Here is a 20,894-nt window from a genome sequence, read left to right as displayed (position 1 = left end):
GGCGGGCTTAGGTGGTCCGGTCGCGGAGTCGACCGGCCCGCCGGCTAACGCGTCGCTTATCCTCCCCCGCCCGCTACGGCCGCCAAATGGGTAAGGTGAGCATCGGCCTGCGCGGCTGGCGCTTCGAGGAGGACGACCTGTTCACGGCCGACGGGAACTGGCGGCCGGTGATGGAGATCCCGGAGGGGCCGCGCCAGCGGCTGCTCCGCCTCCAGATCGCCATCGGCAAGCCGTGTGACGCCTGCTATCTGATCCACGGCGAGGAGGAGAAACGCCGGTGTAACGAGGCCGCCATCGTCTACGGCGAACCGCTCGACGAGGTGCTGCTGTGTGACGACCACGAGGCCGACTTCCTCTACTGGTTCCGCGAGCGGGGCGGGAGCGACCTGACCGGCGAGGAGACGTTCCGCGACGCGTTCCACGAGTGGTTCGACGACGGCGGGCGCGCCCCCGAGGGGTACGGCGGTCTCGACCACGTCGAGGCGGCGCCCGACGACCTGCCCGACCTCCCCGACCCCGAGGAACTGTACGACCTCGACGAGGAACTGCTGGAGGACGACCGCGCCGACTTCGACGGGGTGGTCGCGGGTGCGGACGACGGCGACGAGGACGCCGTCGATGGTGTCGACGACGCCGCCGACGCGGCGGCGAGCGAGGGCGAGGACGAAGACGGCGACGACACCGACGGCGACGACTTCGAGTTGGACCTCGACCGCGAGTACCCCACATGAGCGAGTTCGTCGTCGTCGTGGTCGAACCCGAGACGCCGGGCAACGTCGGCACCATCGCGCGCGCGATGAAGAACTTCGGGCTGTCGGACCTGAAACTCGTAGACCCGCCCGAGATCGACCGCGACAGCGAGGCGTACGGGTTCGCCGGCCACGCCCGCGAGGACGTGCTCCCGAACGCCGAGACGGTGACGTTCGACGAGGTGGTCGAGCGCTACCACACCGTCGGCTGTACCGCCATCACCGCCGAGGACGCGCGGAGCCACACGCGGTTCCCGTTCCGCACGCCCGCGGAACTGCGCGAGTCGCTCGCGGCGGTGGAGACGGACACCGCGCTGGTGTTCGGCCGCGAGGGCACCGGGCTGAACAACGACGAACTGTCGCGGCTCGACGAGGTGTGTTCGATCCCCGCGAGCGCCGACTACCCGGTGCTCAACCTGGGGCAGGCGGCGACGGTGACGCTGTACGAACTCCGGGAGCTGTTCGTCGACGAGACGCAACTGCCGGACGTCGAGCGCGAACGCGCCTCCGAGCCGGAGATCGAGCGGCTGTACGACCAGTTCGACGCCTTCCTCGCGCACGTCGAACACCGCGAGCACAAACGCGAGCGGACCCAGCGGCTGGTCCGCCGGCTGGTCGGCCGCACGCACCCGACCGAGCGCGAGGTGTCGACGCTGACCGGCGTCTTCCGCCGGGCGGCCCGCGAAGTCGACCCCGACCGCGAGAGCGTCGTCTCGGGGACGGAGTCGGCGTCGGGGTCCGAATCCGGGTCCGACTCCGCGTCGGCATCGGAGGCCGCGTCCGACTCCACACCCGGGTCCGGGTCGGACCCGACCGCCGAGGAGTAGGGCGGCTGACCGCACCCGGCGGTGCGTCCCGCCGCGTTCGCGCCGCCGGTCGCCGGCCGCCGGCTATCGCGTTCGCGCCGCTCGCGCCGCCGTCTCGACGTCCCGGAGCGGGTCGGCCGTCGCGCTCGCGCCGTGGCCGGCGTGGAGTTCCCGCAGGTCCTCGCCGACGCGCGCTCGCACCCGGTCGATACTGTCGATCAGCGTCCCGCGGTCGCCCTCCGGGAGGTCGGTCCGGCCGAACCCGCCGCCGCCGAACACCAGGTCGCCCGCGAACAACACGCCCGCGTCGGGCGCGTACAGACAGAGGTGGTCGTCCTTGTGGCCGGGCGTGTGGAGCGCCTCGTAGTCGGCGGTCCCCATGCGCACCGTCCCGCCGTCCGGGAGTTGCTCGTCGACGAGCGGAGTCGACGCGTCGAACCCCACCGTCTCGACGCCGAACGCCTCGCGGACCGCGTCGACGTTCTCGACGTGGTCGGAGTGGGTGTGGGTCAACACCACCGCGTCGAGGTCGGAGACGTGTTCTCGGACCGCGGCGACGACGTCGAAGTTCGCGCCCGTGTCGACGAGCGTCCGCCGGCCCGCGTCGCCGTCGTCGGTCGTCGCGGGCGCGTCGGCGCGCGGCGGGCCGGCGACGAGGAACGCGTTGCTCGTGAACGCCTCGACGCCGGCCGCGAGGTTGCGGATCACGACCGGGCGTTTCGGCTCCACCGACTTGAGTTCGCGTCCCCCGACGGTCGCCCGAACAACCCGTACGTGTACCGCACCGACGGTATTCCCTCGAACCTCCCCGTCGGGACGGGGAGCGACCCGGGTACCCCAGACACCTCCCAGCCCGCCGCCGTTCACAATCGTTTTCTCCCGTCCCGCGCGCATCTCGCACGTGCACCAGTATCTCTCGCTCGTCGAACGCGTCCTCCAGGAGGGGACGCACAAGCCCAACCGGACGGGCGTCGACACCGTCTCCGCGTTCTCGGAAGCGTACGAGGTGGACCTGGCGGACGGCTTCCCGCTTCTCACGACGAAGGACCTCTCGGGCGGGCGGTGGAACTCGCTGGTCCACGAGTTCCTCTGGTACCTCTCGGGGGAGGAGCACGTCCGCACGCTCCGCGAGGAGACCGGCATCTGGGACGCGTGGGCCGACGAGGAGGGGAGACTCGACACCGCCTACGGCCGATTCTGGCGGCGCTTCCCGGTTCCCGACTCCGGTCTCGACGGCGAGTCGTGGGCCGACGACGGCCACCGCTGGACCACCGACGAGGCGGAGGGTCGCACCTTCGACCAGTTGCAGTACGTCCTCGACACCCTCCGGGAGAACCCCAACTCCCGGCGGATCGTCGTCAACGCCTGGCACCCCGCCAACGCCGCGGTGTCGACGCTGCCGCCGTGTCACTACACGTTCGTGTTCAACGTGCAGGGCGACCGGCTCAACCTCCACCTCACCCAGCGGTCGGGCGACATCGCGCTCGGGGTGCCGTTCAACGTCGCGGCCTACTCGCTGCTGCTCACCGCCGTGGCCCAGCGGACGGGGTTCGAACCCGGGCGGGTCGCCCACTCGGTCGTCGACGCGCACGTCTACTGCGGCGTCGGCGACCGCGGCGCGTGGCACGGCGCCCACCGCGAGGAACTCGGAGACCGGGTCGCCGCCGTCGACGACCGCGAGGGGTACCGCGAGGTGGCCGACTGGGTGGAGGCGTCGGCCCCCGACGAGGCGGACGACGCCGACGGCCACGACCACGTCCCCGGGTTGTTGCGACAGCTCTCGCGCGAGCCGCGCGAGCGACCCGAGGTCGAGGTCGCCGACCGGCCGCTCGACGAGTTGACGGCCGACGACGTCGAGCTACGGGGGTACGACCCCGCGCCGGCCATCCGATTCGCGGTGGCCGAGTGAGATGAGCGCGGAGACGGACGTCGACCTCGTCCTGATCGTCGCCGTCGCCGACGACGGCGTCATCGGCGCGGACGGCGAGATACCGTGGCACTACCCCGCCGACCTCGCCCACTTCGAGGAGACGACGACCGGCCACCCGGTGATCGCGGGCCGGCGGACGTACGACTCCATCGTCGCCGACCTCGGCGGGCCGCTCCCCGGCCGGACGAACGTGGTGCTCTCGCGGGACGACCCCGACCTGCCCGAGGGTGTCGTCCACGCCGGGTCGGTCGACGAGGCCGTCGAGGCGGCCGCGGCGACCGGCGCCGAGGTGGCGTACGTCGCGGGCGGCGCCGCGGTGTACGCCGAGTTCCTCGACCGCGACCTGGTCGACCGGATGCTCGTCACCGAGATACCCGAGACGGTCGGGGGCGACACCCGCTTTCCCGACTGGGACCGCGACGACTGGCGCGAGACCGCCCGCGAGTCGCGCGACGGACTCGAGTTCGTGACGTACGAGCGGGCGGACGCCGAGGGGTAGCGACGACCGGCGGCACGGAGACGCCCTGAGGCGACGGGTGACCCGACCCGAGCCGACTCGGTCCGGTCCAGCCCGGTCCGCGCCGGCCCGCAACCGCTTTCCGCGCGCGGACGCCCCATCGGGTATGACGACCCGTCCGGTCGCGGCGGCGCTCGCGTGCTGTCTGCTGCTGCTGGCGGGCTGTTCGACGGCGCCCGCGCCCGTCGAGACGGCGACGACGGCCGAGGCGACCCCGGCCGGCGGCGACCGAACGGCGACGCCCGGAGCGGCCGGGACCGAGTCGGGGACCGACGCGGCCGGCACCCCCGCCGACGGCGTCCGCGCGACGGTGGTCGAGGTGGTCGACGGCGACACGGTGAAGGTCGAACTCGCGAACGGCACGCGCGACACCGCGCGCCTGCTCGGCGTCGACACCCCCGAGGTGTACGGCGAGAACACGCCCGGCGAGTTCGAGGACGTCCCCGACACCGAGGCGGGACGGGCCTGTCTCGGCGAGTACGGCGACCGCGCGAGCGCCTACGCGGAGCGTCGGTTGGCGGGCGAGACGGTGCGGCTCACCTTCGACGCGAACGAGCCTCGGCGGGGCTACTACGACCGCCTGCTGGTGTACGTCCACCACGACGGCCGGGCGTTCAACTACGGGCTGGTGGAGCGCGGACTCGCGCGCGTGTACGACTCGTCGTTCGAGGAGCGCGAGCGCTACTACGAGGCCGAGGCCGCGGCGATGGAGGCTGACCGGGGGCTGTGGACCTGCCGCGACGGGACGCCCGGAGCCGGAACGCCGACGGCGACGCTCGCGAGGGCCGCCACCGTCGCGGGCGACGGCGTCGCCATCACTCGGGTCAACGCCGACGCCGCGGGCGCCGACGGCGAGAACCTGAACGACGAGTACGTGGTGGTCGAGAACCGCGGCGCCGACCCGGTCGACCTGACCGGGTGGACGCTCGAAGACGAGGCGGGCCACGCGTACGCGTTCCCGGACGGCGCGACGCTCGCGGCGGGCGCGTCGCTCACCCTCCACGTCGGCGCCGGGAGCGACACCGCGACGGACCTGTACTGGGGACGGTCGTCGCCGACGCTGAACAACGACGGCGAGACGGTGACGCTCCGGGACGCCGACGGGGCGGTCGTCGCCGAGCGGTCGACCTGAGCGGGTTCCTGCTCCCGATTCGTCGGCCCGCCGGTCGCGTTCGCGCCCGCCCGACACCCGCCGGGACCGACGCGGACCGCCCGGCGCGGAACGCGGGGGGAGACGTGGCCTGACGGGGATGCGAGGCCGCGCCGGGCGCGGAACCGGGCGGGAGGCGTGCGGCCGCTTGGGGGTCGGACACACACCCGCACGGGACCGAATCGGCCGGAATCGGAACGGTGAGCGGCTCCACGGGGAGATGCACGGTCGGAACCGTATCGCTCGCTAAAGATCCTTTTAGGGAGGCTTTTTCCGTGGGAGGCACCTAGGCCGGGTCGATGACCGACACGGTGACGACCGGACGCAGCGGAGGGTCGCGATGAGGGGGAACGACCAACAGGCGTACGACCGCGGAACGTCGCTGTTCTCGCCCGACGGCCGGATCTACCAGGTCGAGTACGCTCGCGAGGCCGTCTCGCGCGGCGCGCCCAGCGTGGGCGTCCGCACGACCGACGGGGTCGTGCTCGCCGCGCAGGCGCAGGCGTCGTCGACGCTGATGGAGTCGGAGTCGATCGAGAAGCTCCACAAACTCGACGAGCACATCGGCGCCGCGAGCGCGGGCCACGTCGCCGACGCCCGACAACTGATCGACCAGGCGCGGCGGATGGCGCAGGGCAACCGCCTGCGCTACCAGGAGCCGGTCGGCGTCGAGACGCTCACCAAGTACATCACCGACCACATCCAGGAGAACACCCAACGCGGCGGCACGCGGCCGTACGGCGCGGCGCTGCTCATCGGCGGCATCGAGAACGACACGCCGCGGCTGTTCAGCGCCGACCCGACGGGGACGCCCCACGAGTGGAAGGCGACCGCCATCGGCGGCTCCCGCCAGGAGATCCAGGACGTCCTCGAAGCGGAGTGGGGCGAGAGCCTCGCGCTCGGCGACGGCATCGACCTCGCCCTGCGCGGCCTGCTCACCGTCGACGACGAACTCGAGGCGGGCGACGTGAGCCTCGCTACCGTCACCGTCGAGGAAGGGTACCAGGCGGTCGACGCCGACGAAGTGGGCGACGCGCTCGCGGACATCGACGTCGAGTCCGACGACGAGGACGACGACTCCGAGAGCGACGAGTAACCACCCCCGACCCGCGGGGACGACCCGCCGGCGGTGCCGAGACCGCCCGGGGTCGCGACGGCGGCTGACGCGTCGACCCCGACTCCCACCCGGTCCGCGGTGACGCCTCCCGGGCCGAGCCGACCCCTCCGAGAGCCGCGGCTCCGGCGACCCGCTCACCTCGGTCGGCCGGCGCGCCGTCAGTTCCCGCGGTCCGTCGGACCGCTCACTCGACCTCCTCCCCCTCTAGGCGCTCGTACTCCTCGGGCGTGTACGTCTTGATCTCCATCGCGTGTACGTCCGTCGTCATCGCGTCGCCGAGCGCGTCGTACACCAACTCGTGTTGCTGGACGAGCGACTTGCCCCCGAAAGCGGGCGAGACGACGACCGCGGCGAAGTGCTGGTCCTCGTGGTCGGGGTCGGGCGCGCGGGGCGTCGTCACCGTCGCCTCACAGTCCTCGATGGCAGTCTCGATGGCCGTCTCGACGTCCGCGGCGTTCATCGCCATGCGCGGTGTGTGGAGCGCCCGCGAGGAAAAGCGGTCGGATACGGCGCGGGTCCGAGTCACCCCCTAGCGCCTAACTCGACCGCGCGTCGTCGACGCGCGACGACTCCGGCGGAGGTTTACCCGTCGGGTGCGGTACGTCGGACATGGACCCCGAGGACGTCCGACGCGACTGGGCAGAACGGGACGGCGAGTTCTCGCCGCGCTACTACGCGGGGAAGGGTGCCGACGGGACGAGCGAGACGCTCCGCTCGGTCTTGGAGTTCTACCTCGACGACGACGCCGCGATCTTGGAGGTGGGTTGCGGGTCGGGTCGCCACCTCGACCACCTCCGGGAGGCCGGCTTCGAGAACCTCGCCGGGGTTGACATCAACGCCGAGTCGTTCGACGTGATGGCCGAGACGTACCCCGACCTCGCGGCGACCGGCGAGTTCCACGCGGGCGCCATCGAGGACCTCCTACCGGAGTTCGACGACGACGCGTTCGACGCCGTCTACTCGGTCGAGACGCTCCAACACATCCACCCCGACGACGCGTGGGTGTTCGAGGAGTTGACGCGCGTGACGGGCGACCTGCTCGTCACCGTCGAGAACGAGGGGAACGGCGCCGAACGCGGCCGCGAGGGTAGCGAGGTGAGCTACGTCAACGACGAGTTCCCGCTGTACCACCGCGACTGGAAGGCGGTGTTTTCGGAACTGGGCTGCGTGCAGGTGGTCCACGAACCCGGCGACCGCGACACGCTCCGGGCGTTCTTCGTGTAGGTCGGGCGTCCCCGACACGGTGGTTGTCCCCCCGCCGGGACCGCGCCGCCGGCCGACCCTCGCTCTCTTCGTGGGCGGCTCGCCCACACGCTCGCCGCCGACACGCCGAGGGTCGCGACGGAGTCGCGACCCTCGCTCTACTTCCCTTCGAACTCGGGTTCCTCGTCCGACATCATCGCGGTCGCACCCGCCATCATGTCGTCGGTCCCCATCAGGTGGCCGAACGCCTGCGCCTCGATTTCGAGGCCGGCGTCGGCGTCGTCGCGGCCGCGGAGCATCGCGCGCTTGGTGAACCGCTGGGCGACCGGCGGTCCCGCGGCCAGGTCGCGTGCGAGTTCGAGCGCGCGGTCTTCGAGTTCGTCGGTGTCGACCACCTCGTTGAGGAAGCCGTACCGCTCCATCGTCTCGGCGTCGTACCGCTCGGCGGTGAAGATGATCTCCTTGGCGCGCCCCTCGCCGACGATGTTCGACAGGCGCTGGGTGCCACCCCACCCCGGGAGGAGGCCGAGGTTGTGTTCCGGCTGGCCGAGTTCCGACCGCTCGCTCGCCACCCGGAGGTCCGCGCAGGTGACCATCTCCATCCCGCCACCGAGACAGTAGCCGTCGATGCCCGCGACGACCGGCATGTCCGACTCCTCGAACTTGCCGAACGTCGACTGGCCGAGCCGGGACGTCTCGACGGCCGCGAGCGTGTCGCCCGCGTTGCCCGCCATGCTCTGGACGTCCGCGCCCGCCGAGAACGCGCGGTCGCCCGCGCCCGTCAGCAGCACCGCGCGCACGCCGTCGTCGGCTTCGAGTTCGTCGAACGCGGCCGCCACCTCCCCGAGCATCTCCTCGGTGACGGTGTTCAGCCGGTGGGGGCGGTCGAGGACGATCCGGCCGACCTTCCCGTCGCGTTCGAGCCTGATCGTCTCGAACTCGGTCGTCGCCTCGCTGTCGTCGGCGGCGCCGTAGAACCCCTCGCCCGACTCGACGAGGTCGCGGAGCTGCTCGACGGGTTCGTACCGCGCCGCCCCGGTCTCCTCGTGGCGGTCGTCGAGACGGTCCAACAGCGACTCCAGTCCGGCGTCGTCGGCCATCTTCGCCGGCCCGTCGGGGAACCCCGCGCCAAGTTTCACCGCCTCGTCGATGGCCGCGGCGTCGGCCACGTCGTTGCCGATCAGGCCCGCCACCTCGTTGGCCATCACGGCCAGCATCAACTCTCGGACGTCCTCGCGGACCTCGTCGGTGGGAATCTCCGCGCCGCCGTCCTCGTAGTCGTAGAACCCCTCGCCGGTCTTCCTGCCGAGTTCCTCCGCCTCGACCTTCTCCGCGAGGAGCGGACACGGCTCGTAGGCGTCGCCGAGCACCTCGTGCATGTACTCGAGGACGTGATACCCAACGTCGATGCCGACCTGGTCGGCGAGTTCGAACGTCCCCATCGGGAGACCGACGCCGAACTTGGTGGTGGAGTCGACCTCCGCGACCGTCGCCTCGCCCTCGTGGACCAGCCACGCCGCCTCGTTCATCTGCGGGACCAGGATGCGGTTGACGACGAACCCCGGCGAGTCCTTCCGGACGCGGACGGGCGTCTTCCCCATCCGCTCTGCGACGCCCTCGACGAGGTCGAGCGTCGCGTCGTCGGTGTGTGCACCCGAGATGACCTCGACGAGGTCCATCCGCACGGGCGGGTTGAAGAAGTGCATCCCGCAGAACCGCTCGGGCCGGTCGGTCTCCTCCGACAGGTCCGTGATCGAGAGGCTGGAGGTGTTCGACGCGAACACGGCGTCGTCGGGCGCGACCTCGGTGAGGTCGGCGTACACCTCCTCTTTGATCTCCATCCGCTCGGGCACCGCCTCGACCACGAGGTCGGCGCCGTCGACCGCCTCGCCCAGGTCGACCAGCGGCGTGACGCGGTCGAGCGCGGCGTCGGCCTCGTCGTCGGTGATCCGGCCCTTCTCGGCGAGTTTGCCGAGCGACCACTCGATACCCTCGTAGCCGTTGTCGACGAACTCCTCCTCGATGTCGCGCATCCGCACGTCGAACCCGGCGAGCGCCGCCACCTCGGCGATGCCGTGACCCATGTTCCCGGCGCCGAGGACGGCCACCGTCTGCACGTCTGATGCGTCCATGCCCGAACGGTCGGCCGGCGCCCGATTCAACGTTTCCCTCTGGATCGATCGGAACGAACTCCCCGTTCACCCGCGTTTCCGTTGTCGGGGTCGGGCGTCCGTACACGCCCGCTCGCACCGTCGCCCGTCGCGGTCCGCCGTCGCTCCCCGTCGGCCCGCCCGCGCGCCGAAACCCGTTTGTCCGGGCCGCCCCTCCCACCGTCGATGGCAGACTCCACCGACGGCGACGCCGGTACCGGGGCGCGGGAGGCCGAGGCGGCCGAGTCGGAGGCGGCGTTCGAAGCGCTGTGCGACGACGAGTACCTCGGTCCCGTCGTCGAACGCCACGGCCGGCTCGCGGTCGACCCCGCCGACGACGTGTTCGCGCGCATCGTCGTCTCCATCCTCCGCCAGCAGGTGTCGATGGCGTCGGCGGCCGCGACGCGCGAGCGCCTGTTCGACGCGGTGACGGTCACCCCCGAGGGGCTGCTCGCGGCCGACCCCGAGACGCTGAAGGGGGCGGGCCTCTCCAGACAGAAGACCCGGTACGTCCGGGAGCTCGCGGCCGCGTTCGACGAACACGGCTGGACGCGCGACGACTTCGACGCAATGAGCGACGACGAGGTGCGCGAGGCGCTCACCGCCATCACCGGTGTCGGACCGTGGACCGCCAACATGCAACTGCTGTTCTCGCTCGGCCGCCCCGACGTGTTCCCGGTCGGCGACCTCGGCGTGCGCAAGGGGATGGAGGCGGTGTTCGACCGGGAGATGACCCGCGCGGAGATGGTCGAAGAAGCCGAGCGGTGGGCGCCCTACCGGAGCTATGCGAGCCTCTACCTGTGGCGGGTCACCGAGGACGTCGGCGAGAGCGTCGACGAGGTGACGGCGGGCGGCGGCTGACGCGACACCGATCCTCCGCCCGGCTCACCCCGACTCGGCGCTCCCGTTGCTCTCGATAAGTTACCACGAAGTGGCGAACGTATTCGTATGCGAGCTACTTACTGACTGTGTGCCCGTAATGTAGTAGAACTGATATTATCCGGACTCCTCTTTGTCACGCTCGGACTCAAGACGACGCCGGTCGGCAGGGGGTCGTCGCGAGGTGGCCGGTCGGCTCGTCGGATGCGGAGGCGCTCGGAGAGCGAGAACCCGATAGCGGCTCCGGTCGCGCTCCCGGCTACTCGAGTCGCTCTTCCTCCTCCTCGTCCCGTTCGGGCGCGTCGCCGTCGGCCCGCCGCCGCACGTCGACCTGGTAGTGTTCGAGGATGTCCCGCCCCAAGAGGAGCGGGTAGTCCATGTGCGAGCGGTCCTCGACGCTCGCGGTGACGGTGTGCTGTTCGCCGCCGATGCCGATCACGAGGTCGACCACCGGTCGGGTCCGCCCCGACTTCGAACTCCCCGACTTCACGCGGGTCATGCTCTTGATCGGACCCGCGCCGACTTCGGCGGCCAGCGAGGTGTCGATCGACGACCGGGTCGCGCCCGTGTCCGACTTGGCGTACGTCTGGGTCGACCCCTGGGTGCCGGCGACGACCACCTCCTCGATGTAGCCGATCATCGGCGTGTCGCCGCCGTGCCGCTGGATGGTTTGGGGCATACAGGTGGGTGTCGTGTCGTCGAGGGTGTTCGAGAGCTCCTCGACCCGTTCGTCGTCGACGCTCCCGCCGGCGCGCTCGATGGCGAGTTTCGCGATGTGGGGGGCGGGCGAGACGCCGGTTGCCTTGAACAGACCCTTGAACCCCGCGGTGGGGTTGACCTCCAGGACGTACCAGCCGTCGTGACCCTGCACGAGGTCGACCCCCGCGTAGTCGAGACCCACCGCGTCCGTCGCCGCGAGCGCGAGGTCTTCGGTCTCCTCGTCGAGCGACTCCGTGGCGTCCTCGACGTCGCCGCCGAGCGCGACGTTGGTCCGCCAGTCGCCCTCGGGGGCGTAGCGGTTCATCGCGCCGACGATATCGCCGCCGACGACGTAGACGCGGAGGTCGTGGTGGCGGGTCTCGTCGCGGTCGATGAGCTCTTGGAGGAACGCCTGGCGGTTGCCGACCATCGGGTTCACCGGCTCCGTGAGGTCCACCTTCCACGTCCCGCCGCCGTGGGTACCGATCGCGGTCTTGTACACGCCCTCGTCGCCGAACCGCTCTCGCCCCTCGTTGAGTTTGGCGTTCGACAGCGCCAACAGCGCGTCGGGGACCGGGATGTCAGACCCCGACAGCGCGACGGCGGTGGCGAACTTGTGGACGGCCGTGAGCACGGCCGACGGCTGGTTGAGCATCGGCCGCGCGCGGCCGAACGTCTGCGCCAGCCCCAGCCCCTCGGCGGGGTCCTCCGTGTTCGACAGCAGCATCCGGTTTGCGATCACGTCCACGTCGGGTTCGAGGTGGATATCCCCGTCCCGGACCTGTATGCTCGTGTTCTCGGCGCGGAGCCACTCGGGGTCGTGTCCGAGCGCCTCGACCGCGTTACAGATCGCCTTCGACTCCTTGCTCGTGTGCAGCGAGAGGACGCCTACACTGACCGGATCACTCATTGGCGATAGAACCGGCCGGTGGGTGAAATGTGTCCCGGTCGGGACGAGCGGTGGTACGCGACTCCGTGCCGACCGATCCGGTGTCTCACCGGACGGACTCGGGTCGCCGTCCGCGGTACCGGCCCGCCCCCACTCGCCCCGTCTCCGTCGATCGACGGGCGGGGCCGACCCCGGTGGGACTCACGGCTGATACCCGCCTCGGGAGCCTTATCCCACCCGCTCCCCTCGGGGAGGCTAATGAGCGACGACGCGGCGTTCACCTACAACGGGGGGCGGGTGGAGCCGGGCGAGCGGCAGAACATCCGGTACGTCGTGAGCGAGACGTACCTCGGCGACCCGGTCCGCATCCCGGTGACGATCATCAACGGCGAGCGCGACGGGCCGACCGTCTTCCTCTCGGCGGCGGCGCACGGCGACGAACTCAACGGCATCGAGGTGGTGCGGGAGGTGGCCCACGACTGGGACCTCTCGGGGCTGTCGGGCACGCTCATCTGCATCCCGGTGATGAACGTCCCCGGGTTCATCGCCCAGCAGCGCTACCTCCCGGTGTACGACCGCGACCTCAACCGGTCGTTCCCCGGGAAATCCGACTCCACGAGCGCCAAGCGGATGGCCCACCGCATCTACAGCAACTTCATCGAGCCGTGCGATATCGGGCTGGACTTCCACACGTCGACGCGGGGCCGGACCAACATGATCCACGTCCGCGCCGACATGGCCGACGCGGGCGTCGCGCGGCTCGCCCGCGCGTACGGGAGCAACGTGATCATCGACAGCGAGGGGAGTTCGGGCATGCTCCGGACGGAGGCGGCCGCCGCGGGCATCCCCGCCATCACCGTCGAGATGGGCGAGGCCCACCGGTTCCAGCGCGCGCTGATCGACGACGCGCTCGCGGGCGTCGAGAGCGTGTTCGCGGAGTACGGCCTGCTCGGGTCGAGTTCGGTCCGCTGGCCCGGCTGGCGCACCGTGATCACCGACGACCGCGAGAAGACGTGGCTCCGCGCGGACGCGGGCGGCATGGTCGACATGCACTTCGAGAAGGGCTCGCTCGTCCACGAGGGCGACACGGTGTGTACGATCACCAACCCGTTCAAGGACGACAACGTCCCCGTGACGGCGCCGTTCACCGGGCTGCTCGTCGGCGTCCTGGAGAACCCGGTGGTGTACCCGGGCAACCCGCTGTGTCACCTGGTCGAACTCGGCGAGCACACACGCCGGGTGGTCGAACGCGACCAGACGCCGACCAGCGCCGGCGGCACCTGAGCCGGCCCGGAGCGTCGCACGCGGCTCGGTCCACCCCTCGTCCGGTTCCGTCGGCAGACGGTCGGGTCCCCACCCCGTTCGGTCCGGTCGGCGCCGCTCCCGTCGCCCCGCGCCGCGCCGCGACCGACGGCCGGAGACGGGGACCGCAACGCCGTACACGTAACTACTATACCGTCCCGGAGCGGAGTCGTGTACACCCCATGAGCCAGTCGTACGACAGAGGTCTCGTCGAGGACTTCGGCCGGTGGAAGGAGTTCTCGGCGGGGATGTGGGCCTGGGTGTTCCACAAGTTCACGGGCTGGGTGCTCGTGGGCTATCTGTTTACCCACATCTCCGTGCTGAGTACTGCCGTGTCCGCGGCCGGAAACACCCGAGCCATCGAGGCGCAAAACGACGTGTACACGGTGGTCATCTCGACGCTCGAGAGCCTCCTCGTCGTGCGCATCCTCGAAGTCGGCCTGCTCGCCGTCGCCGTCTTCCACATCCTCAACGGCTGCCGTCTCCTGTTGGTCGACCTCGGGGTCGGTCTCGACGCGCAGGACAAGAGCTTCTACGCGTCGCTGGTGTTGACGGGCGCCATCGTCGTCGCGTCCGTCCCCACCTTCCTGGAGGGGGTGTTCTAGATGGCCGAGCGCTACTCCTCGTTCGAAGAGGGCGGGACCCGGTGGCTCTGGCAGCGCATCACGGCGGCGTTCCTCGTCGTCGTGTTGGCGTTCCACTTCTTCCTCCTCCACTTCGTCAACCACGCCTACGAGGTCAGTTTCATGGCGTCGAGCATCCGGATGGACAACCTGCTCTACTACTCGCTGATGATCCTGTTTCTGGTCACGGCGACGTTCCACGGCGTCAACGGCGTGTTCAACGCCCTCGTCAACCAGGGCCTCACCGGACGGCGGAAGCGCGCGGTCAAGTACGTCCTCGTCGCCGCGAGCGTCCTCCTGATCGTACAGGGCGTTCGCACCGCGAACGCGTGGGCCGGCATCAGCCTCTTCTGAGGCGGACCCAGATCGATACCAATGAGCACACAGATAGAACGAGAACGCGAATCGGAGACGGAGACCGAGTCGGAGGCGGATGCGGTCACGGAGCTCCCCTCCGCACAGGAAGCGCGGATGCGCAAGAAGGCCGAGGCGCGCGCCGACCGCGAGGAGCGCGCCCGCGAGGAGGCTCAAGAGCGCGCCGACGCCGAGGACTCCTATCACCTCAAGGTGTTCCGGTACGACCCCGAGGTGGAAGGGAAGATGGAGCCGCGGTTCGACGACTTCCACGTCCCCTACGAGTCGGGGATGACCGTCCTCGACGCGCTCATCTACGCGCGGGACACGTTCGACTCCTCGCTCACCTTCCGTCACTCCTGTCGGCAGGCCATCTGCGGGTCGGACGCGCTGTTCGTCAACGGGAGCCAGCGGCTGGGCTGTAAGACCCAGCTGTCGGATCTGGACCAGCCGGTCCGGATCGAACCGCTCCCCCACTCGGAGGTGGAGAAGGACTTGGTCGTCGACATGGAGCACTTCTACGACCAGATGGAGTCGGTCGAGCCGTACTTCCAGACGAACGACCTCCCCGAGGGCGAACTCGAAGAACAGCGACAGACCCCCGAGAACCGCGAGAAGGTGAAGATGTCCACCCGGTGTATCTGGTGTGGCGCCTGTATGTCGTCGTGTAACATCGCGGCGGGCGACAACGAGTACCTCGGCCCGGCGGCCATCAACAAGGCGTACCGGTTCGCGATGGACGAACGCGAGGGCGAGGACATGAAACAGCACCGCCTCAACATCATCGAACAGGAGCACGGCGTCTGGCGGTGTCAGACCCAGTTCTCCTGTACGAACGTCTGCCCGAAGGACATCCCGCTGACCGAGCACATCCAGGAGCTCAAGCGGGAAGCGGTGAAGAGCAACCTCAAGTTCTGGTAGACGGGGAGGGGGCCGCCGTCGGCGGCGGTCCCGCTCCGATTCGACGGTCCCGAGTTCGCCGGTTCTCGCCGCGTACAGACCGCGTCAGCCGCGGCTCCGTCCGGGACTCGCGGGGCGAGGTGGCAAACCTCAAGTCGGGGTAGGTCCAAGCGTAGGTATCTTCAGATGAGCATCTACGAGCACGACGTCATCGTGGTCGGCGCGGGCGGGGCGGGGCTCCGGGCCGCCATCGCCGCCCAGGAGGAAGGCGCGGACGTGGCCATCGTTTCGAAACTCCACCCGGTCCGCTCGCACACCGGCGCGGCGGAGGGCGGGATCAACGCCGCGCTCCGGGACGGCGACTCCTGGCAGGACCACGCGTACGACACGATGAAAGGCTCCGACTACCTCGCCGACGCGCCCGCCGTCGAGACGCTGTGTACGGAGTCACCCAAGGAGACGATCCAACTGGAACACTGGGGGATGGCCTTCTCGCGCGACGACGACGGCCGCGTCTCCCAGCGACCGTTCGGCGGGCTGTCGTTCCCCCGGACGACGTACGCGGGCGCGGAGACGGGCCACCAGTTGCTCCACACCATGTACCAGCAACTGGTCAAACGCGGGATCAAGGTGTACGACGAGTGGCACGTGATGGATCTCGCGGTCACCGACGAGGAGCACCCGGAGGAGCGCACCTGCCACGGCGTCGTCGGCTACGACATCCAGCAGGGCGAGGTTGCGGGCTTCCGCGCGCGCGACGGCGTCATCGTCGCCACGGGCGGGTTGGGGCAGGTGTTCGACCACACCACGAACGCGGTCGCCAACACGGGCGACGGCGTCGCGATGGCCTACCGCGCGGGCGTCCCCATCGAGGACATGGAGTTCGTCCAGTTCCACCCCACGACGCTCCCGAGTACGGGCGTGCTCATCACCGAGGGGGTGCGCGGCGAGGGCGGCATCCTCTACAACGAGGAGAGCGAGCGGTTCATGTTCGAGTACGGCTACGCGAGCAACGACGGCGAACTCGCCTCCCGCGACGTGGTCGCGCGCGCGGAACTCACCGAGGTGAACGAGGGGCGCGGCGTCGACGACGAGTACGTCCACCTCGACATGCGCCACCTCGGCGAGGAGCGCATCATCGACCGCCTGGAGAACATCGTCCACCTCTCGGAGGACTTCGAGGGGGTCGACCCGCTCGAAGAGCCGATGCCGGTCAAGCCCGGCCAGCACTACGCGATGGGCGGCATCGAGACCGACGAGAACGGCGAGACGTGCATCGCGGGGCTGTACGCCGCCGGCGAGTGTGCGTGTGCGTCCGTCCACGGGTCGAACCGCCTGGGCGGGAACGCGCTGCCGGAACTCATCATCTTCGGCGCCCGCGCCGGCCGGCACGCCGCCGGCGGCGACGTCGACGAGGCCGAGATACCCACCGGCAAGCGCGGCGAGTACGAACCCGGCGAGGTGGACACGCCCGTCGAACCGGGCGCGGTGGCGTCGACGGACGCCGTCGCCGACGGGAGCGGCGAGCGCGCGGCCGACGGCGGCGTGACCGCCGAGACGGGCGACGGTAGCCCGTCGGACGTGCTCGAACGCGCGGTCGAACGCCAGCGCACCCGGATCGAGTGGCTGTTGAACAAGGACGACGGCATCCAGCACGCCGAGATCCGGAGCGACGTCCAGCAGTCGATGACGGCGAACGTCAACGTCTTCCGCGAGGAGGAGGGTCTCAAACAGTCGCTGCGGGACATCCGCGAGGCGCGCGAGGCGTACCGCGACGTGTTCGTGAAAGACCCCTCGCGGACGTTCAACACCGACCTGGTCCAGACGCTCGAAACCCGGAACGTGCTCGACCTCGCGGAGGCCATCACCCTGGGAGCGCTCGCGCGAGAGGAGTTCCGCGGCGCCCACTGGCGCGCGGAGTTCCAAGAGCGCCGCGACGAGGACTGGCTCAAGCACACGATGCTGTCGTGGAACGACGGCACGCCCGAACTCTGGTACCGGCCGGTGCTCCTGGAGGGCGAGTCGAAGGAGTACGAGCCCAAGGTCCGGTCGTACTGAGTCGCCCGCCGACTCGCCCGGGTCCGACCCGGCCCGACGCCCCTCGACCGCACCGGCCGGTCGAGACGCCCGCCCCGCCGGCGGGGCGGGTCGGGGGATCGTTCACGGTTTTCGTCCGTCACGAGTCGAAGACCGCCCGGCATCGACCCCGAGGGGCGGGGCGGTCGTTACCCGTCGGACGGGCCGACGACCCCGATAACGGGCGCTTCAGGCGCCGACGCGCGGGTTTCGACTATCGTCGTACCAAGCTTTTACACGTGTCGAAGCGGTTGGTGGGAGTAAGATGCAGGCACAGACCCGACCCGAAACTCCGAGCGAGACCCCGACCGAGACGCCGCCGATGACGCGCGTCCCCGACGAGGTCACCTCCCCGCGTGGGAAACTCGTCTACCTCTATCTCGCGACCCACGGCGCAGTGACCGAGGACGACCTCTGTGAGAGCCTCGGGATGAAGCGCATCTCGCTGTACAGCATCGTGAAGACGCTCCGGACGGACGGCCACGTCGAGAAGGCCGACGGCCGGTACACGCTCGCGTAGACGCCGCCGGTCAGTTCTCGCGTCGCTCCAGCGGACTCCCGACAGCCGCGCGGCCGGCCACGGCGTCCCGTCGGAACGCCCAAGCCCCGGGCGGGCGTGGGGGGGACCGATGGACGAGATCGCCGTCGAGACCGCCGACGCCGACGACGCCGAGCGGGTGGCGGACCTGTGGGTCGACCTCGCGGCCGACCAGCGGGCGTACGGGTCGCACCTCCGCGCCGCCGACAACCGCGCGGTGGCGCGCGACGCCGCCACCCGCCACGGCGTCTCCGGCGGGCTGACGGTCGCGCGCGCCGACGGCGACGTGGTCGGGTTCGTCATGTTCGCACCCGAGACGGGGAGCTACGAGCAGGACGTCGAGCGCGGCGTGGTCCACAACATCTACGTGGAGCCGGCGTACCGCGGCCGGGGGGTCGGCGGTCGGCTGCTCGCCGCCGCCGAGGAGGCGCTCGCCGCGGCGGGCGCGAACGTCGTCTCGCTGGAAGTGATGGCCGACAACGACGACGCGCGCCGCTTCTACGAGCGGGCGGGCTACGAGCCACACCGGGTCGAGGTGGAGAAACCGCTCGACGGCGGGGAAAACGATACCGATTCAAGGGAGGACGGGCAACGCTGACCCGCGCCGAGGGAGCATGGGCGGTGCATGCACTCGACTTGTAATCGAGACTTCGTGGGTTCGAATCCCACCCTCGGCTGTGGCCGCTTTCCGTCCAATCCCACACTTCTAGCCTCGGTTCTCCGATCGTCGCCGGGAGTCGGAGGTGGTCGGCGTGGAACTGATCGAGACGGCTCCGCACGCGTTCGCCGCGAACTACGTTTTCGGAGAGTATGGGCTACAGCCGTTCTTCGCCGCCGATAGCATCATCAAGCGCTCCGGCGGCGCGACCGGGTGGCTCTCCGTTCGACCCACGTCGCCGCACTCGTACACGAGGCGGTGGAGGAAGCGAAGAATGCAACGCGGCGAGCGATCGAAGCAGGAGCGAAGGCGCTCGAGGCGGCGGAGCGTGGCGTGGACGAGGAGAGCGAGACGCTGATAGCGTGGGCCGCTCGGCACGGTGTGGATGTAGACGATTCGAGCGACGTACAGCTCTTCCTTCGAATGGGTGGGGTCGAACACGTCGGGCGGCGACTCAAGGAAGCGTATCGGCTCTGGCGTGACTCTGGTCGTGACCCGCACCATTTCCGATCGGCAGTCGATCTCGGCGAGCGTGGCTTCACGACTGCGTGGCGCTGGCTCTAACAGGCCGTCTCGTTAGTGGCAACACTATCTTGGCCTGCTAATAGAGTCGATTTTGGCCGGTTAGACGGTCTTCTTGCGCGGCGGAGTTATCCAACCAAGTGGGTCAGATTCTTGAGGAGCTACGCTCTCAACGGAGAACCCGACCGGAGGGGTCGCGTTCTCCGTTAGGGGTGTGCCTAAGGGCACAATAGCAAAATACAGTAGCGGGGTTAGTTATCTTCACTAGATTTATCAGATAGGATATGGATGTCTTCTAGTAGCTGTTTCTTTCTCCTATGCTCTATTTCGTAATCATCTGTAAAATATATTTGCTCAAGTATTTCAGCGTGCTTTTGGATTTCAGATAACAGCTCCTCTTCATTCGAAGCGCTTGAGTCTTTAATTATTCCTACGAATTTTGAATAAGTTCTAACCAAGGATAGTGATGCTTCGTAATCGCTAAATTCGAGCGTAGATGATAGACAAATATACATATATCTTATTATGGTACTAGGGATTTCCTCGTTATAGGGATCATCTTCTAAAGATTCTTTAAATACATCTATCAGACCTAACTCGATCGGTGCCCTATCTATGTGATAGACATCCTCTCTTTCCTCTCTCCATACTTCCTTCATTCGCCCAAGATCACGCTCTAGATTTTCTACATCTTCAAGGTGCTTTGATACCCCATATACATTATCATTATCTATACACTCTGAGATGTTATTGATCATATTTCGTATTCCTTCATAATATTCCTGATAATCGTGCCCAAGAGTATTTAAATTTCTGCCTACGATTACCTTTGATAATTCTTCTTGAAAGTCCATCTCTAAGGCTACATCAGTCGAACAACGATAGTAAATTATTGGATCATTAGGATCAAGGGATCTGTCTCCAAATGAGACTTTAAAATGGATGTGACTTAGAAAGTCATTTTGTAAGAACGCAGATCCTGCTTTCCTGAATCTAAAATCTATTAAAAACTTATTCAGGAGGTTCAGGTCGCTAACAGTAAACTTATGCGCTTGATCGTCCCAGGGTGGCTTCTCGGAGGTAACCGTAACATTCTCTGGCGATCTAGCTTGAGAGATAGAGCGAATATGGTTCTTCATATGCTCTTCAGTCATATATTCTGTAGCTCCATCTTTTGCCTTTCGAAGAGGAATTGAATACCGGCTAGCCTTTTCAGTAGACTGGTAGATTATGATTGGGATATATACGAGAGAGGATATCACTAAGAACAGAAGAAAGACAACAATATATCCAATCGATTGATATGAGCTATATAGGTCGGAAGTGACCAAGAGCATAAAAGAGAACAAAACCCCTACAGAGGATATATGGAGAAAAACTGATAAAACCACATCTCCTCTTTCGACGAAGTATAGAAAAGACTGAATATCGTTGCTCTTGGACGAAAAATAGCTGATTATAACTGCCAAAACGGCAATTACAATTGGAACTATTCGGAGATATGAGCTAAGTATAGTATTTACTAATTGGTAAGAAGGTGCCGAGCCCTCTCCAGTATATAGAAACCAAAAAACAATTGAAGTAATTGTAATAGTTATAACAACGCCACGCAGAGACTTTATTAGATTTCTATCTTTTATTCCATAGGCCTTGATTCTTTTTAAGAATATCTTCCAACTCCAAGACCAGTGGAGACTAGCAGTTGCTGCTGCAGAAAACATTGGAAGAGATAGGCCATGAAAGGACGTATGTGTGAGAGTTGATGTCACCCCAATACAGCAAAATGTACCCAAAATCACCAGTATGAGTATCCGTAATAAGGGAGCAGATAT

General features: G+C 67.6%; 21 protein-coding genes, 1 tRNA gene and 1 pseudogene. 18 read left to right on the top strand and 5 right to left on the bottom strand.

The window, feature by feature from the left end:
- Nucleotides 1-86: 86 nt before the first annotated feature.
- Entirely contained in the window at nucleotides 87-731 is a 645-nt protein-coding gene (locus K933_RS09905) for a hypothetical protein (protein WP_023394593.1), read from the top strand.
- A complete protein-coding gene (locus K933_RS09900) occupies nucleotides 728-1,576 on the top strand; it encodes an RNA methyltransferase (protein WP_023394592.1) in 849 nt (282 codons plus the stop codon). The genes K933_RS09905 and K933_RS09900 overlap by 4 nt, the downstream gene beginning before the upstream one ends.
- 63 nt (nucleotides 1,577-1,639) lie before the next feature.
- Here K933_RS09900 and K933_RS09895 read toward each other — a convergent pair whose 3' ends face one another.
- Nucleotides 1,640-2,263, bottom strand: coding sequence for an MBL fold metallo-hydrolase (locus K933_RS09895; RefSeq protein ID WP_049947763.1), 624 nt, complete (start codon nucleotides 2,261-2,263; stop codon nucleotides 1,640-1,642).
- Between the two features lie 193 nt (nucleotides 2,264-2,456).
- Here K933_RS09895 and thyA point away from each other — a divergent pair, with 193 nt between their 5' ends.
- From thyA to psmA, 4 genes are all read left to right on the top strand, one after another.
- Nucleotides 2,457-3,464, top strand: coding sequence for a thymidylate synthase (gene thyA / locus K933_RS09890; protein WP_023394590.1), 1,008 nt, complete (start codon nucleotides 2,457-2,459; stop codon nucleotides 3,462-3,464).
- Between the two features lies 1 nt (nucleotide 3,465).
- Complete coding sequence (locus tag K933_RS09885; RefSeq protein ID WP_023394589.1) at nucleotides 3,466-3,984, top strand: dihydrofolate reductase; 519 nt, start codon at nucleotides 3,466-3,468, stop codon at nucleotides 3,982-3,984.
- Nucleotides 3,985-4,108: 124 nt separating this feature from the next.
- Nucleotides 4,109-5,134 carry a lamin tail domain-containing protein gene (locus K933_RS09880; RefSeq protein WP_023394588.1) on the top strand — a complete coding sequence of 342 codons (1,026 nt, stop codon included), beginning with the start codon at nucleotides 4,109-4,111 and terminating at the stop codon, nucleotides 5,132-5,134.
- Nucleotides 5,135-5,492: 358 nt separating this feature from the next.
- Complete coding sequence (gene psmA, locus K933_RS09875; protein WP_023394587.1) at nucleotides 5,493-6,248, top strand: archaeal proteasome endopeptidase complex subunit alpha; 756 nt, start codon at nucleotides 5,493-5,495, stop codon at nucleotides 6,246-6,248.
- Between the two features lie 205 nt (nucleotides 6,249-6,453).
- Here the strand turns inward: psmA and K933_RS09870 are convergent, their stop codons facing one another.
- Complete coding sequence (locus tag K933_RS09870) at nucleotides 6,454-6,729, bottom strand: BolA family protein (protein WP_049947766.1); 276 nt, start codon at nucleotides 6,727-6,729, stop codon at nucleotides 6,454-6,456.
- A 149-nt stretch (nucleotides 6,730-6,878) separates the two neighbouring features.
- Between K933_RS09870 and K933_RS09865 the strand changes: the two genes are divergently transcribed.
- On the top strand, nucleotides 6,879-7,493 hold the full coding sequence (locus K933_RS09865) for a class I SAM-dependent methyltransferase (protein ID WP_023394585.1): 615 nt from the start codon (nucleotides 6,879-6,881) through the stop codon (nucleotides 7,491-7,493).
- Nucleotides 7,494-7,630: 137 nt separating this feature from the next.
- Here the strand turns inward: K933_RS09865 and K933_RS09860 are convergent, their stop codons facing one another.
- Nucleotides 7,631-9,604: a 3-hydroxyacyl-CoA dehydrogenase/enoyl-CoA hydratase family protein gene (locus K933_RS09860; protein ID WP_023394584.1), complete on the bottom strand. Its 1,974-nt coding sequence runs from the start codon at nucleotides 9,602-9,604 to the stop codon at nucleotides 7,631-7,633.
- A gap of 204 nt (nucleotides 9,605-9,808) precedes the next feature.
- Between K933_RS09860 and K933_RS09855 the strand changes: the two genes are divergently transcribed.
- Nucleotides 9,809-10,483, top strand: coding sequence for a DNA-3-methyladenine glycosylase family protein (locus tag K933_RS09855; protein ID WP_023394583.1), 675 nt, complete (start codon nucleotides 9,809-9,811; stop codon nucleotides 10,481-10,483).
- A 277-nt stretch (nucleotides 10,484-10,760) separates the two neighbouring features.
- Here K933_RS09855 and K933_RS09850 read toward each other — a convergent pair whose 3' ends face one another.
- Nucleotides 10,761-12,110 carry a RimK family alpha-L-glutamate ligase gene (locus K933_RS09850; protein WP_023394582.1) on the bottom strand — a complete coding sequence of 450 codons (1,350 nt, stop codon included), beginning with the start codon at nucleotides 12,108-12,110 and terminating at the stop codon, nucleotides 10,761-10,763.
- A gap of 237 nt (nucleotides 12,111-12,347) precedes the next feature.
- Here K933_RS09850 and K933_RS09845 point away from each other — a divergent pair, with 237 nt between their 5' ends.
- The 10 genes and pseudogenes from K933_RS09845 to K933_RS17980 all read left to right on the top strand — a co-directional run bounded on the left by K933_RS09845 (nucleotide 12,348) and on the right by K933_RS17980 (nucleotide 19,104).
- Nucleotides 12,348-13,373, top strand: a complete 1,026-nt coding sequence (locus K933_RS09845; RefSeq protein ID WP_023394581.1) for a succinylglutamate desuccinylase/aspartoacylase family protein — start codon at nucleotides 12,348-12,350, stop codon at nucleotides 13,371-13,373.
- A gap of 200 nt (nucleotides 13,374-13,573) precedes the next feature.
- A complete protein-coding gene (gene sdhC, locus K933_RS09840; protein WP_023394580.1) occupies nucleotides 13,574-13,996 on the top strand; it encodes a succinate dehydrogenase, cytochrome b556 subunit in 423 nt (140 codons plus the stop codon).
- Entirely contained in the window at nucleotides 13,997-14,368 is a 372-nt protein-coding gene (locus tag K933_RS09835; protein WP_023394579.1) for a succinate dehydrogenase subunit D, read from the top strand.
- Between the two features lie 21 nt (nucleotides 14,369-14,389).
- The gene (locus K933_RS09830; protein WP_023394578.1) at nucleotides 14,390-15,289 is read left to right on the top strand and encodes a succinate dehydrogenase/fumarate reductase iron-sulfur subunit; all 900 of its coding nucleotides are present in this window, start codon (nucleotides 14,390-14,392) and stop codon (nucleotides 15,287-15,289) included.
- 171 nt (nucleotides 15,290-15,460) lie between these two features.
- Nucleotides 15,461-17,326, top strand: coding sequence for an FAD-binding protein (locus K933_RS09825; RefSeq protein WP_049947765.1), 1,866 nt, complete (start codon nucleotides 15,461-15,463; stop codon nucleotides 17,324-17,326).
- A gap of 283 nt (nucleotides 17,327-17,609) precedes the next feature.
- Nucleotides 17,610-17,864: a helix-turn-helix domain-containing protein gene (locus K933_RS09820; protein ID WP_023394576.1), complete on the top strand. Its 255-nt coding sequence runs from the start codon at nucleotides 17,610-17,612 to the stop codon at nucleotides 17,862-17,864.
- A 109-nt stretch (nucleotides 17,865-17,973) separates the two neighbouring features.
- Nucleotides 17,974-18,480 (top strand): GNAT family N-acetyltransferase, encoded by a 507-nt coding sequence (locus K933_RS09815; protein ID WP_023394575.1) that lies wholly within the window; start codon nucleotides 17,974-17,976, stop codon nucleotides 18,478-18,480.
- Between the two features lie 5 nt (nucleotides 18,481-18,485).
- Nucleotides 18,486-18,559 (top strand) — tRNA-Thr (locus K933_RS09810).
- 66 nt (nucleotides 18,560-18,625) lie between these two features.
- Nucleotides 18,626-18,733 (top strand): annotated as a pseudogene (locus K933_RS19550) (DUF7845 domain-containing protein); the annotation flags it as partial.
- Nucleotides 18,734-18,753: 20 nt separating this feature from the next.
- On the top strand, nucleotides 18,754-19,104 hold the full coding sequence (locus tag K933_RS17980; protein ID WP_152529800.1) for a hypothetical protein: 351 nt from the start codon (nucleotides 18,754-18,756) through the stop codon (nucleotides 19,102-19,104).
- A gap of 209 nt (nucleotides 19,105-19,313) precedes the next feature.
- Here the strand turns inward: K933_RS17980 and K933_RS17975 are convergent, their stop codons facing one another.
- Nucleotides 19,314-20,783 carry a hypothetical protein gene (locus K933_RS17975; RefSeq protein WP_152529799.1) on the bottom strand — a complete coding sequence of 490 codons (1,470 nt, stop codon included), beginning with the start codon at nucleotides 20,781-20,783 and terminating at the stop codon, nucleotides 19,314-19,316.
- Nucleotides 20,784-20,894: the final 111 nt, after the last annotated feature.

Origin of the sequence: Candidatus Halobonum tyrrellensis G22 (assembly GCF_000495475.1) — an archaeon.
Taxonomy (GTDB): domain Archaea; phylum Halobacteriota; class Halobacteria; order Halobacteriales; family Haloferacaceae; genus Halobonum; species Halobonum tyrrellense.
This window is presented reverse-complemented; position numbering and strand designations above follow the sequence as displayed.

What these genes read in the sequence shown, in the direction of transcription:
- K933_RS09905 (WP_023394593.1), top strand. Translation starts at nt 87, where the DNA reads ATGGGTAAGGTGAGCATCGGCCTGCGCGGCTGGCGCTTCGAGGAGGAC.
- K933_RS09900 (WP_023394592.1), top strand. Translation starts at nt 728, where the DNA reads ATGAGCGAGTTCGTCGTCGTCGTGGTCGAACCCGAGACGCCGGGCAAC.
- K933_RS09885 (WP_023394589.1), top strand. Translation starts at nt 3,466, where the DNA reads ATGAGCGCGGAGACGGACGTCGACCTCGTCCTGATCGTCGCCGTCGCC.
- K933_RS09880 (WP_023394588.1), top strand. Translation starts at nt 4,109, where the DNA reads ATGACGACCCGTCCGGTCGCGGCGGCGCTCGCGTGCTGTCTGCTGCTG.
- psmA (WP_023394587.1), top strand. Translation starts at nt 5,493, where the DNA reads ATGAGGGGGAACGACCAACAGGCGTACGACCGCGGAACGTCGCTGTTC.
- K933_RS09870 (WP_049947766.1), bottom strand. Translation starts at nt 6,729, where the DNA reads ATGAACGCCGCGGACGTCGAGACGGCCATCGAGACTGCCATCGAGGAC.
- K933_RS09865 (WP_023394585.1), top strand. Translation starts at nt 6,879, where the DNA reads ATGGACCCCGAGGACGTCCGACGCGACTGGGCAGAACGGGACGGCGAG.
- K933_RS09860 (WP_023394584.1), bottom strand. Translation starts at nt 9,604, where the DNA reads ATGGACGCATCAGACGTGCAGACGGTGGCCGTCCTCGGCGCCGGGAAC.
- K933_RS09855 (WP_023394583.1), top strand. Translation starts at nt 9,809, where the DNA reads ATGGCAGACTCCACCGACGGCGACGCCGGTACCGGGGCGCGGGAGGCC.
- K933_RS09850 (WP_023394582.1), bottom strand. Translation starts at nt 12,110, where the DNA reads ATGAGTGATCCGGTCAGTGTAGGCGTCCTCTCGCTGCACACGAGCAAG.
- K933_RS09845 (WP_023394581.1), top strand. Translation starts at nt 12,348, where the DNA reads ATGAGCGACGACGCGGCGTTCACCTACAACGGGGGGCGGGTGGAGCCG.
- sdhC (WP_023394580.1), top strand. Translation starts at nt 13,574, where the DNA reads ATGAGCCAGTCGTACGACAGAGGTCTCGTCGAGGACTTCGGCCGGTGG.
- K933_RS09835 (WP_023394579.1), top strand. Translation starts at nt 13,997, where the DNA reads ATGGCCGAGCGCTACTCCTCGTTCGAAGAGGGCGGGACCCGGTGGCTC.
- K933_RS09830 (WP_023394578.1), top strand. Translation starts at nt 14,390, where the DNA reads ATGAGCACACAGATAGAACGAGAACGCGAATCGGAGACGGAGACCGAG.
- K933_RS09820 (WP_023394576.1), top strand. Translation starts at nt 17,610, where the DNA reads ATGCAGGCACAGACCCGACCCGAAACTCCGAGCGAGACCCCGACCGAG.
- K933_RS09815 (WP_023394575.1), top strand. Translation starts at nt 17,974, where the DNA reads ATGGACGAGATCGCCGTCGAGACCGCCGACGCCGACGACGCCGAGCGG.
- K933_RS17975 (WP_152529799.1), bottom strand. Translation starts at nt 20,783, where the DNA reads ATGTTTTCTGCAGCAGCAACTGCTAGTCTCCACTGGTCTTGGAGTTGG.